Source organism: Gallintestinimicrobium propionicum (assembly GCF_025567525.1).
In the GTDB taxonomy this organism is placed as follows: domain Bacteria; phylum Bacillota; class Clostridia; order Lachnospirales; family Lachnospiraceae; genus Gallintestinimicrobium; species Gallintestinimicrobium propionicum.
This window is the reverse complement of sequence record NZ_JAOQJY010000034.1, coordinates 1-12,297: the sequence shown is the minus strand read 5'-3', so window position 1 is coordinate 12,297 and position 12,297 is coordinate 1. Positions and strand designations below refer to the sequence as shown.

The window sequence follows — 12,297 nt, the reverse complement described above, 5'->3', positions numbered from 1 at the left end:
GGATTTGTAAAAAGTTTTTTGGCAGGGATCAAAGGATGGATTGCAGACAGAAGGCGGGATATGGTAAAATAAAAACCGATGGCACAATCAGGCATAAAACGGAGCAGAAGGTACATTCGATGGACGTTCTGCCTTAAGAAAAAAACAGGAGGGGATTTGCCATGGCGGTTTATGCAGATGAAAAGCAGCGTACTTTTACGCTGCAGACCAAAAATACGACGTATCAGATGAAAGTGGATGCCTACGGCATGCTGCTACATACCTATTACGGGGAAAAGACGGACAATTCCGATCTTTCTTACCGGATTCCGCCGGATGACCGCGGATTTTCCGGCTATGCGTATGAAACTTCCTGTGCTGACGACAGACTTTCCTCAGATCTTGCGCCGCAGGAGTACAGCTGTTTCGGAACGGGGGATTACCGGATCAGTGCCCTGCGCGTCAGAAATGAAAACGGGAGCCAGGCGGTAACGCTTTGTTATGCCGGATATGAGCTTTCCAGAGGAAAATACAGCATTCCGGGCTTGCCGGCTGTTTATGCGGATGAAACAGAAGCGGAAACCCTCGGCATCCTTTTGCGGGATCCGGAAAGCGGACTGGAAGTGCTTTTACAGTATGGCGTTCTGGAAGAACTGGACATCATTACAAGGGCTGTGAAAGTTGTGAACCGGACAATGGGTAAAGTTGTCCTGTTAAAGGCTGCCAGCATGTGTCTGGACTGGCTGTCCGGCGACTATGAATGGCTGACCTTTTATGGAAAGCATGCGATGGAGCGCACCCTGCAGCGCACTCCGATTGCGCACGGTATTTCTGCGATCGGCAGTGTGAGAGGCGCATCCAGCCATCACTACAACCCGTTTGCAGTCGTATGTGAAAAGGATACAAACGAGACAAAAGGGCTCTGCTACGGTGTATCTTTTGTATACAGCGGCGAATTTTTAATGGAAACAGAAAAAGACCAGATCGATCAGACCCGTCTGATCTGCGGCATCCATCCGGACGACTTTGCGTGGACGCTGGAGCCGGGCGAGAGCTTTGATACGCCGGAGGTGATTTTGAGCTGCTCGTCCGAGGGCTTTGGAAAGCTGAGCCATAATTTCCATCAGGTCATCCGGGAGCACATCTGCCGGGGCGAATGGAAAAACAAGCGCCGACCTGTGTTGATTAACAACTGGGAGGGCACTTACTTTGACTTTACCGGGGACAAGCTCGTTTCGATCGCAAAGGATGCGGCAGAGCTTGGCGTCGAGTTGTTCGTCATGGACGACGGATGGTTTGGAAAGCGTGACGACGACCGTTCCGGTCTGGGCGACTGGTTCCCGAATGAAAAGAAGCTGGGCTGCAGCTTAAAGGAGCTGGGAGACCGTATTGTTGGACTTGGAATGAAGTTCGGCATCTGGTTCGAGCCGGAATGCATTTCGGAGGACAGCGATCTGTACCGGGCACATCCTGACTGGGCGGTAAAGATTCCGGGCAGAAAGCCGAATCTGAGCAGACATCAGATGATTCTCGATTTTTCCAGAAAAGATGTACAGGATTACATCCTGGAACGGCTCTGCAGCGTGCTTGCAAGCGCACCGATCAGCTATGTGAAGTGGGATTTCAATCGAAGCATCTGCGATAAATATTCTACATCCCTGCCTGCCGAAAAGCAGGGCGAGATGGCGCACCGGTTCATGCTGGGCTTATACCGTGTACTGGACGGTATGCTTTCGGCCTATCCGCACCTTTTACTGGAGGGCTGCAGCGGAGGCGGCGGACGGTTTGATGCCGGGATGCTCTATTATTCCCCGCAGATCTGGTGCAGCGACGATACGGATGCGATCGAGCGCCTGCAGATTCAGTACGGCACGTCGTTTGGCTATCCGGTTTCGACAATGGGCGCGCATGTTTCCGCAGTGCCGAACCACCAGACCGGCAGAGTGACGCCGCTTGCGACAAGAGGCTGCGTGGCGATGGCGGGCACGTTTGGCTACGAGCTGGATTTAAACAAGATGACGGAGGAAGAAAAGGTCGAGGTAAAGCGCCAGATCGAGGTGTTCAAGCAGTATTACGACCTGATTTCGGATGGCAGTTATTTTCGTCTGACAAGCCCGCAGGACAATAACTGTGTCGTATGGGAAATGGCAGCAAAGGACGCATCCAAAGCGCTGATCAGTGCGGTTTACCAGCATGTGCAGACCAACTGCGCGGCGAAGTTTGTCTATCCGAGAGGACTGTGCAGCGATGCTTCCTATGAAGTGAGCCTGACAGATTTAAAAGGGGATAAAAAAGACAGGATGCAAAAGCTGGTGCTGACAGGAGCTGCGCTGATGCGTGGCGGACTGCGGCTCCCGGGCGCGGATTCCGATTACGCAGCATGGCAGATTTCTCTGAAAAAGCTGTGAGCCGGACGTTTCTACTTTTCGAAAATCTTTTGATTCATGACAATAGAATGCTCGCAGAGCGTGCATTCTATTGTTTTATTCACAAAACGGCCTTTGCCGCTACAGCGCTTGCGGTTTCTTCGCATGTCCCTTATAATAGGCACAGGCGTTTGGAAAAGTAAGACTTTTTCAAACGGAATAAGCGATTTCAGAAAAGGGGATTTGACATGGAAGAAAATCAGAAGATTCCGATGCGCAGCCAGGTAAAGAAAGAGGACACCTGGGCGATCGAGGACATGTATGCGACTGTAGAGGACTGGGAAAAGGATTTTGCGGCGGCGAAAAAGGTCGCAGAGGAAGCGGCAGAATATGCCGGACGGCTGGGTGAGAGCGCACAGGCGCTGTATGACTGGTCGGCTCTGACAGAAAAGCTCGACTGCATGCTGAGCGAAATTTACGGTTATGCGTCCCGCGTCAAGGATCAGGATACGGCGGACGCGGCAGGACAGACGCTGTCTGCGCGCGCGATGGGCTTATATGTGGAATGCAGCGGTCTGATTTCCTTTGCAGACCCGGAAATTCTGAGCATTCCGGAGGAAAAGCTGGAAGCATTTTATGCAGAAAAGGCGGAGCTGTTAAAGTATCGCAGAAGCATCAATGAAGTGCGCAGATGCAAGGATCATATTTTATCGCCGGAGCTGGAAAAGATACTGGCAGATGCAGGGGAGATGGCGCAGGCGCCCGGAACGGTTTATTCGTCTTTGGTAAATGCAGACCTGACCTTTGACCCGATAAAAGGCAGCAACGAAGAAGAGCTGGAAGTGACCGGCGGAAGCTTTATCCCGCTGATGCAGAGCCCGGATCGAAATGTGAGAAAAGCGGCGTTTGAATCCCTTTACGGCGGCTATGGCAAGGTGTTAAATACGGCAGCAGGACTGCTGAACGCGCAGGTCAGCCAGCTGAAATTCTTTGCAAAGGCGCGCAAATATCCGGACGCCCTGCACGCTTCACTGGATGCGACCAACGTGCCTGTGGAAGTCTATCATAACCTGATCGAAGCCGTTCATGAGGACATCGGCATCCTGCATCGTTATATGCGTCTGCGCAAAAAGCTGATGAAGACGGATGAGCTTCATATGTACGATCTTTATACCTCCCTCGTTGCGGATGCGGATGTGAAGATTCCGTTTGAAAAAGCGAAGGAGGAAGTGCTGGATGCGACTGCCGTTCTCGGAAAAGAGTACGGGGAAGTGTTAAAGCACGGCTTTGAAAGCCGCTGGATCGACGTTTACGAAAACAAGGGCAAGCGCGGCGGTGCGTACAGCGCAGGACAGATTGTGCATCCGTATGTGCTTTTAAATTACAAGGGCACGCTGGATTCCGAGTTCACGCTGGCGCACGAGATGGGACATGCGATGCACTCCTATCTTTCCACCAAAAATCAGGAGCCTGTGGACAGAGAGTATGTAATTTTCGTTGCGGAAGTCGCATCTACCTGCAATGAGTCGCTTCTGATGCAGCATCTGCTGAAAAAAACGCAGGACAAAAAGACCAGAGCGTACCTGATCAACTATTTCCTCGAGCAGTTCCGTACGACTCTGTACCGCCAGACGATGTTTGCAGAGTTCGAGTTAAAGATCAACGAGCTGGTACAAAACGGCGGCAGCTTAACGGCAGAGGGCCTGAACAAAATTTACCACGACTTAAACGTATTCTATTATGGGGATGCGGTTGTTGTGGATGACTTAATCGACCGCGAATGGGCGAGAATTCCGCATTTTTATTACAACTATTATGTGTTCCAGTATTCGACGGGCTTTTCCGCTGCGATGGCGCTGTCTGAACGGATTTTGAGCGAAGGCGAGCCTGCGGTGAAGGATTACTTAAACTTCCTGTCCGGCGGCTGCTCCAAAGATCCGATTTCCCTGCTGCAGGGCGCTGGCGTTGATATGCGCACCGCAGAGCCGGTACACCGCGCACTGAAGCTGTTTGACAGCCTGCTTGACGAGATGGAAGCATTGATGGAAGCATGATGTTGGACAAAAATCAGAATTGTTTAATGAGATGTCCTAAAAATAGGATATAATAAGAAGAAATGACGATTCCGCCGGACACTTCTGGAAAAGAAAGGTCCGGCGGATTGTGCAATCTGGATGCTAAAATAAAAAATAAAAGGACAAAATAAGACAAAATGAAAAATAAAGGTTGACTTCTGAATGGATGTTCAGTATACTAAGGTCAGTTGGTACGACAGCACGATAAGATAAATTGGATTGTTACTGGCAGGCAGGCAAAACCAAGTTTTATAAATTAGTTTTTCAGATATTATATATTTCTGCAGAACTGGTTTATAAAATTTGGTTTTTTGTTTCTAAAGAATCTGCAAGGCCATGTGGGATACCGGACAGTTGATTGTTGCGCATGGGCTGGCATTTCAGGAGCGGGGCATGAGGATAGAAAGGGTAATCAATAACAATGTGATCTCCGCGCTGGATGATCAGGGACGGGAGATCGTGGCGATGGGCAGGGGCATCGGCTTCCAGAAAAAAAGCGGTCAGGAGATCAAGGCTGCACAGGTGGAGAAGATTTTTCATCTGGGAAGTCCGGATTTACAGGCACGGTTTCAGGAGCTGCTTGCCAATATGCCAATGGAATGCGTGCAGGTTTCAGATGAGATTATTTCCTATGCGAAGAGTCATCTTTCCATGCAGCTCAACCAAAACGTTTATCTTGCGCTGACCGACCATATCGATTTCGCACTGAGACGGTTTAAGGACGGCATGCTGTTTGAAAATGCGCTTTACAGCGAAATCCGCAGATTTTATCCGGAAGAATTCCAGATTGGCTGTCATGCCCTCGATCTGATCGAAGAGCGGATCAAAGTGAGACTGCCGGAGGATGAGGCTGCATCGATCGCGTTTCATCTGGTCAACAGTGAATTTGGCGGGATGCGCCTGAGAGATACTCAGATTATGACGGAGATAATCCGTCACCTGATCGGAATGATTCGGGCAGATTACCATTTTCCGGAAGACCTGGTTTATGAGGACCGGTTGATCACGAATCTGAAATTTATGCTGAACCGGTTGATCCAGAACAAAGAGGGCTGGATTACAGAGGATGCTCGCTTTAACGAATTTGTCAGGGCAAATTACAGAAATGAGTATGAGCTGGCCAGAGCGATGAGAGACTATATAGAATCCGTGGTTTCCTGCAAGATGACGGAGGAGGAAGTGATCTATCTCGCAGTCCAGCTGAAATATGCAGATATCAAAAAAAAGGAAGGAAAGAAAAATGGGATTTTTTGATCGTTTTAAAAAGGATAAAGGGATTGAGCTTACAGCACCGATGAAGGGAAAATGTGTCAGCATTAAGGAGGTTCCGGATCCGACCTTCGCTGAGGAAATCCTCGGTAAGGGCATTGCTGTGATCCCGCAGGACGGACATGTTTACGCTCCGGCAGACGGCAAGATCAGTACCGTATTTCCGACCGGTCATGCGGTAGGCATTACGACTGCAGATGGTGCAGAAATTCTGATCCATATCGGTCTGGATACTGTAGAATTAAAAGGTGAGCCCTTTGAACAGAAGGTAAAAGAGGGTCAGGATGTGAAAAAGGGCGATCTGCTTGTCGTTGCAGATCTGGACAAGATCAAAGCGAGTGGAAGAGAAACGATCACACCGATGATCATTTGCAATTCTGATGCATATGAGCAGGTAGAAACCTTTACCGGCAAGGACGTGGAAACAACAGATGCGGTTATGAAGCTGCATCCTGCAAAATAAATGTTCAAAGAGGATGATGAAATGGTAGTTTGTCAGGGGAAAAGCGTTCTGAAGGGAATTGCGATCGGAAAAATTTACCTTTATGAAAAGCAGGAATATGTCCTGGAGCAGAAGCAGGTTGCTGATGCAGAGGCAGAGGTTGCCCGGTTCGAAGCAGCTAAGGAGACTGCCATCGGACAGTTGGATGACTTATATGAAAAAGCGCTTGCAGAAGCAGGCGAAGAGCAGGCGATGATCTTCGATGTGCATAAGATGATGCTGGATGATGGTGATTATCTTGATGCGATCACCGGACTGATCCGGAGCGAAAAGGTCAATGCAGAATATGCAGTGCATACCACAGGAGAGCAGTTCGCAGCAGTATTTGCTTCCATGGATGATGAGTATATGAAAGCGCGCAGCGCAGATGTCAAAGATATTTCCGGACGTGTGATCCGTATCCTGGCAGGCATCGGGGACGGCAGCATTGCTTCAGAGGAGCCGGTGATCTTACTGGCAGATGATCTGACTCCGAGTGAGACGGTTTCTCTTGATAAAAGTAAGATTCTCGCATTTGTAACCCGCAACGGTTCAGCAAATTCCCATACAGCGATTCTGGCACGTTCGATGAATATTCCGGCATTGGTGCAGACCGATGTGGAGCTGTTAAAAGAATACCACGGCATGGATGCAGTTGTAGATGGTCTGGATGGAAAGCTTTATCTGGATCCGGAAGAGGCTGTGCTTGCAGAATTAGTTCAGAAAAAGGAAGCCTGCGGCAGAGAACGTGCGGAGCTTGAAAAGCTGATCGGACTCGATAATGTGACAAGAGACGGTCGAAAGATTAACGTTTATGCGAATATCGGAAGCCCGGAAGATGTGGATAAGGTGCTTTTAAATGATGCAGGCGGTATCGGACTTTTCAGAAGCGAATTTTTGTATCTCGGACGGGAAGACTATCCTTCCGAGGAAGAGCAGTTTGAAATTTACAAAGAAGTATTGAGCCGGATGGAAGGCAAAAAAGTTATCATCCGTACACTTGATATCGGAGCGGACAAGCAGGTGGATTACTTCAAGCTTCCAAAAGAAGAAAATCCAGCGATGGGCTATCGTGCGATCCGTATCTGTTTGGATCGGATTGACGTGTTTAAAACACAGCTCCGTGCAATTTACAGAGCGTCCGTTTATGGTACTGCAGCCATCATGTTCCCGATGATTATCTCAGTCAAAGAGATCCTTCGAATCAAAGAGATCGTGGAAGAGGTTAAGGCAGAGCTGACAGCGGCAGGAATTGAGATTGCACCAGTTGAATTGGGTATTATGGTAGAGACACCTGCAGCAGTCATGATCAGTGAAGAGCTGGCAAAGGAAGTATCCTTCTTCAGTATCGGTACAAACGACCTGACGCAGTACACTTTGGCGATCGACCGTCAGAACCAGAGCCTTGATACCATTTATGATTCCCATCATCCTGCAGTGCTTCGGATGATCCGGATGACGATCGAAAATGGCCATAAAGGCGGTGCGTGGGTCGGCATCTGCGGAGAACTTGGAGCAGATACGACGCTGACAAAGACCTTTGTGGATATGGGGATTGACGAATTGTCCGTTTCCCCGACCTATGTACTGGGGCTTCGCAAGGCGATTCGGGAAATTTGAAAATAATAGAATGCATGCGCTCTGCGAGTATTCTATTGTCATGAATAAAAGCAATGCCGCACATAAATTTCTGAAGCGGCACTGCAAAGAGAATAAGAAGTGACCACAGGAGGAACAGAACATGACACAGTTTTCTTACACAATTCAGGATGAGCTCGGTCTTCATGCAAGACCGGCAGGGCTCTTGGCAAAGGAAGCCGCAAAGTTTAAAAGCACCGTTACGGTAGAAAGCGGCGCAAAAAAGGGAGATGCAAAGAAGATCATGTCCCTGATGATGCTGGGCGCAAAGAAAGAGCATACACTTTCCTTTACTGTAGAAGGAGAGGATGAAGAAGCCTGCGCAGCAGCGCTGGAAGCGTTTTTAAAAGAAAATTTATAAATCGATAACGCTGACAGTTTTCCAAAGTATTCGTTAAGGTGTGTACCTTTATGAATAAATCCGCGGCCAGGGCGGAAACCACAGTGCAGAAAGAATCTGCATTGTATTAAACAAGAAGGGGGTAACTTTTATGAAATGGTTACAGAAACTTGGTAAGGCTTTAATGCTTCCGGTAGCTTGCCTTCCCATTTGCGGTATCCTGATGGGTATCGGTTATTTACTTTGTCCGTCCACCATGCAGGGTGGTGACGTAGTTGGCTTTGCTCAGACACTGGGATTCTTCCTGGTAAAAGCAGGCGGAGCTTTGATCGATAACATTGCGATCCTGTTCGTTATCGGTGTTGGTGTCGGCATGTCCGATAAAAATGACGGCACCGGCGGCCTGGCAGCTCTGGCTTCCTGGCTGATGATGACAACTCTGCTTTCCACAGGCGTGGTTACAACCATCATGCCTTCTATGGCAGAAAAAGAAAGCGCTATGCTGGCATTTGGAAAAATCGCGAACCCTTTCATCGGTATTTTAGCTGGTGTGATCGGTTCTACCTGCTACAACAAGTTTAAGAGTACGAAGCTGCCTGATTGGCTGGCATTCTTCTCTGGCAAACGTTGTGTAGCGATCATCGCAGGCGTTATTTCCATCGTTGTTTCTGCAGTGCTGCTGTTTGTATGGCCTCTGATCTTCGGTGGTCTGGTAGCTCTTGGTGAGGGTATTGTAGGCCTTGACGCTGTAGGTGCAGGTATCTACGCATTCTTAAACCGTCTGCTGATCCCTGTTGGTCTGCATCATGCATTGAACAACGTATTCTGGTTTGACACCATCGGCCTTGGCGATCTGTCCCACTTCTGGGCAGGTGAGACCAGCGCAGACGTAAGCTGGAGCCTTGGTATGTACATGTCCGGTTTCTTCCCTTGTATGATGTTTGGTGTTCCCGGTGCAGCGCTGGCTATGATCCAGACTGCAAAGAGCACGAAGAAGAAAGTTGCAATCGGTCTGGTTGGTTCCGCAGCTCTGTGTGCATTCATCTGCGGCGTTACCGAGCCTTTTGAATTCGCATTCATGTTCCTTGCACCCGGTCTGTATGTTGTATACGCTCTGCTGTACGGCATCTTCACCGTAATCACTGTTTTAGTTGGCTTCCGTGCAGGCTTCTCCTTCTCCGCAGGCGCAACAGACCTTCTGTTCTCTGCATCCCTGCCGGCAGCAGCAAATACCTGGATGATCATTCCTCTGGGCATTGCAGCATTCGTTGTATTCTATCTGGTATTCCGTTTCGCGATCGTGAAGTTTGATCTGAAGACTCCTGGTCGTGAGGATGATGATACAGAAGCTGAAAAGCAGGTTGTTCTGGCAAATAACGACTACACCAAGGTTGGTGAGATCGTGCTGGAAGGTATCGGCGGCAAGGATAACGTTGTCAGCCTGGATAACTGCATTACCAGACTTCGTTTCGAAATCAAGGATTACACCAAGGTTGACGAGAAGAAGATCAAATCTGCAGGCGTTGCAGGCGTTATCCGCCCCAACAAGAACAATGTTCAGGTTATCGTCGGAACCAAGGTTCAGTTTGTAGCAGACGAAATCCAGAAGATGCTGTAAAACATTTTTACAGTACAGGAATTATCGTTTACATTCTTATCGAAGGGAAAAGCCCTCCATTCGATAGATACAGGAAATTAAATATTGACAGTGCCCTGCGGCACGAAAAACCTGGCACATCGGAGGCTCCTCGCAAGAGGGGCTTCCGATTCTTTTTCAAAACAGCGGAATGTTTGTAAAGCGTACCTTCTGGTGTTTTACAGCCGCAGGATCTGCACATTTGGTTTCCCGACACAGCCCAGGCGCGTGTGAACTGTAATCTTATGAGTGAACCTGGGACAATTATTTTTTTAAAACAATTGAGAAAAAAGTCGGGATGTATTAGAATGAATAGAGTAGCCGGAGAGGTTCCGGCACAAAATATATTATCAGAAACGGGAGAATAAGCGATATGAGAATTATCAAAACCAAAGATTATAACGATATGAGCAGAAAAGCTGCAAACTATATTGGTGCACTGATCATCAACAAGCCTGACTGCGTACTGGGTCTGGCAACCGGTTCCACACCGATCGGCACATACAAAAATCTGGTAGCTGGCTATGAAAATGGCGACTACGATTTCTCCAACGTAAGAAGTGTAAACCTGGATGAGTACAAGGGCCTGCCCAAGGAGAACGAGCAGAGCTATTACTACTTCATGCATGACAATCTGTTTTCTCATGTAAATATTGATCCTGCAAACACCCATCTGCCGGATGGCACAGAGCCTGACAGTCAGAAAGCCTGTGAGGAATACAATAAAGTGATCGCATCCATGGGCGGTGTTGATCTGCAGCTGCTGGGTCTTGGACATGATGGACACATTGGCTTCAACGAGCCTAACGACGAGTTCGACAAAGAGACTCACTGCGTAGATTTAACAGAGATGACTATCGAAGCAAACAAGCGTTTCTTTAACTCCATCGACGAAGTTCCGCGTCAGGCTTACACCATGGGTATTGCTACGATCATGCGTGCAAAATGCGTCCTGATGGTTGTCAGCGGCAAAGATAAAGCAGAGATTTTAAAGAAATCCTTCTTCGGACCGATCACACCTCAGGTTCCGGCTTCTATTCTGCAGCTGCATCCGAACTTTGTTCTGATCGCAGATGAGGACGCTCTGTCCGCACTTTAATGCATTCTGTTGCTGAAAATGATAACAGGGTCAAAAATCAGAAAGCCGATGCAGGGTTGCCTGCAGGAGGCTTTCTGAACGTTTGATTTGCCAAAGAAGGAGGCAGGAGGCCATGGTTTTACAGAGCAGAAGAGTTTGGCTGGCAGGACAGTTTGTTCCTGCTCAGCTGGAAACAGCCGATGGAAAAATCGTAAACGTATATCCTTTTGGGACAAAGACTGCAGATGTGGATTACGGCAATAAGCGGATTGTTCCCGGTTTTATTGACGTGCATACGCATGGTGCTTATGGATTCGATACCAATGACGGCGAGCCGGAAGGTCTGCGCGACTGGATGAGACGGATTCCGGAAGAAGGCGTTACCTCAATTCTTCCGACAACCGTAACGCAGATGCCGGAGGTTCTGACCAAAGCGGTTGCAAATGTCGCAAAGGTTGTGGAAGAAGGCTACGAGGGTGCAGAGATTCTGGGGATCCATTTCGAAGGACCTTATCTGGATATGGAATACAAGGGTGCACAGCCCCCGGAAGCGATTGCAAAACCGACCGTAGAACAGTTTAAAATGTATCAGGAAGCCGCACATGGCATGATCAAATATATCACGATGGCTCCTGAGCACGATCCGGAATTTGCTCTGACAAAATACTGCAGCCAGAACGGTGTAGTAGTCAGCATGGGACATTCCAGCGCGTCGTATGAGCAGGCGCTGATGGGAATCGCCAATGGCGCGATGAGCATGACACATGTATACAACGGCATGACGCCTTATCATCATAGAAAGCCCGGACTGGTCGGAACCGCGCTGCGCGTCCGCGATATTTACGGTGAGATCATCTGTGACGGCTGTCATTCCCATCTGGCTGCACTGAATAACTTCTTCACCGCAAAAGGAAGAGATTATTCCATTATGATCAGTGATTCCCTGCGTGCAAAGCACTGCCCGCCCGGCGGCAATTATGAGCTTGGTGGTCATCCGATTGAAATCGGAGAGGATGGTCTGGCAAGATTAAAAGGAACCGATACGATCGCCGGAAGCACCTTAAATATCAACAAGGGTCTGCGGATTCTTGTGGAAGAGGCGATGGTTCCCTTCGATGCAGCTTTAAATTCCTGCACGATCAACCCTGCCCGTGTTCTTCGGGTAGATGACCGGAAGGGTAAATTAACTGCCGGCTATGATGCGGATATCGTTGTTCTGGAAGACGATTATGCGGTTGCACAGACCTATTGTAAAGGAATTGCAATGTTATAAAAAATATCGCACTCGGCGCAAGGGTAGATGGTTGCCGAAGCAACCGCGCCTCGGCGCGGGAATGTGCCAAGGCACATTCATTTTTTACTTTATAGGAAAGACCGCCTACGGCGCTCTCTTGAATTGAAAAAGGCCCGCACGGAGGCGGGCACAACAAGCAGA

General features: G+C 48.8%; 9 protein-coding genes. All 9 read left to right on the top strand.

The window, feature by feature from the left end:
- Positions 1-161: 161 nt before the first annotated feature.
- The 9 genes from OCV62_RS17255 (at position 162) to nagA (ending at position 12,135) form a co-directional block, all read left to right on the top strand.
- On the top strand, positions 162-2,387 hold the full coding sequence (locus tag OCV62_RS17255) for an alpha-galactosidase (RefSeq protein ID WP_262588208.1): 2,226 nt from the start codon (positions 162-164) through the stop codon (positions 2,385-2,387).
- 206 nt (positions 2,388-2,593) lie between these two features.
- Entirely contained in the window at positions 2,594-4,399 is a 1,806-nt protein-coding gene (gene pepF, locus OCV62_RS17250; RefSeq protein ID WP_262588206.1) for an oligoendopeptidase F, read from the top strand.
- Positions 4,400-4,756: 357 nt separating this feature from the next.
- A complete protein-coding gene (locus OCV62_RS17245; RefSeq protein ID WP_262588204.1) occupies positions 4,757-5,674 on the top strand; it encodes a PRD domain-containing protein in 918 nt (305 codons plus the stop codon).
- On the top strand, positions 5,661-6,152 hold the full coding sequence (locus OCV62_RS17240; protein ID WP_021915607.1) for a PTS sugar transporter subunit IIA: 492 nt from the start codon (positions 5,661-5,663) through the stop codon (positions 6,150-6,152). The genes OCV62_RS17245 and OCV62_RS17240 overlap by 14 nt, the downstream gene beginning before the upstream one ends.
- A 21-nt stretch (positions 6,153-6,173) precedes the next feature.
- Positions 6,174-7,790 carry a phosphoenolpyruvate--protein phosphotransferase gene (gene ptsP, locus OCV62_RS17235; RefSeq protein WP_262588228.1) on the top strand — a complete coding sequence of 539 codons (1,617 nt, stop codon included), beginning with the start codon at positions 6,174-6,176 and terminating at the stop codon, positions 7,788-7,790.
- 121 nt (positions 7,791-7,911) lie between these two features.
- The gene (locus OCV62_RS17230) at positions 7,912-8,169 is read left to right on the top strand and encodes an HPr family phosphocarrier protein (RefSeq protein WP_117962302.1); all 258 of its coding nucleotides are present in this window, start codon (positions 7,912-7,914) and stop codon (positions 8,167-8,169) included.
- 130 nt (positions 8,170-8,299) lie between these two features.
- A complete protein-coding gene (locus tag OCV62_RS17225) occupies positions 8,300-9,766 on the top strand; it encodes a PTS transporter subunit EIIC (RefSeq protein WP_021915610.1) in 1,467 nt (488 codons plus the stop codon).
- Positions 9,767-10,157: 391 nt separating this feature from the next.
- The gene (gene nagB / locus OCV62_RS17220) at positions 10,158-10,883 is read left to right on the top strand and encodes a glucosamine-6-phosphate deaminase (RefSeq protein WP_021915611.1); all 726 of its coding nucleotides are present in this window, start codon (positions 10,158-10,160) and stop codon (positions 10,881-10,883) included.
- 112 nt (positions 10,884-10,995) lie between these two features.
- Positions 10,996-12,135: an N-acetylglucosamine-6-phosphate deacetylase gene (nagA, locus tag OCV62_RS17215; protein ID WP_118497238.1), complete on the top strand. Its 1,140-nt coding sequence runs from the start codon at positions 10,996-10,998 to the stop codon at positions 12,133-12,135.
- Positions 12,136-12,297 lie beyond the last annotated feature (162 nt).

Bases quoted from the DNA above. Each gene is read 5' to 3' on its own strand.
- nagA (WP_118497238.1), top strand. From the start codon at position 10,996: ATGGTTTTACAGAGCAGAAGAGTTTGGCTGGCAGGACAGTTTGTTCCT.
- OCV62_RS17240 (WP_021915607.1), top strand. From the start codon at position 5,661: ATGGGATTTTTTGATCGTTTTAAAAAGGATAAAGGGATTGAGCTTACA.
- OCV62_RS17225 (WP_021915610.1), top strand. From the start codon at position 8,300: ATGAAATGGTTACAGAAACTTGGTAAGGCTTTAATGCTTCCGGTAGCT.
- OCV62_RS17255 (WP_262588208.1), top strand. From the start codon at position 162: ATGGCGGTTTATGCAGATGAAAAGCAGCGTACTTTTACGCTGCAGACC.
- ptsP (WP_262588228.1), top strand. From the start codon at position 6,174: ATGGTAGTTTGTCAGGGGAAAAGCGTTCTGAAGGGAATTGCGATCGGA.
- pepF (WP_262588206.1), top strand. From the start codon at position 2,594: ATGGAAGAAAATCAGAAGATTCCGATGCGCAGCCAGGTAAAGAAAGAG.
- OCV62_RS17245 (WP_262588204.1), top strand. From the start codon at position 4,757: ATGTGGGATACCGGACAGTTGATTGTTGCGCATGGGCTGGCATTTCAG.
- nagB (WP_021915611.1), top strand. From the start codon at position 10,158: ATGAGAATTATCAAAACCAAAGATTATAACGATATGAGCAGAAAAGCT.
- OCV62_RS17230 (WP_117962302.1), top strand. From the start codon at position 7,912: ATGACACAGTTTTCTTACACAATTCAGGATGAGCTCGGTCTTCATGCA.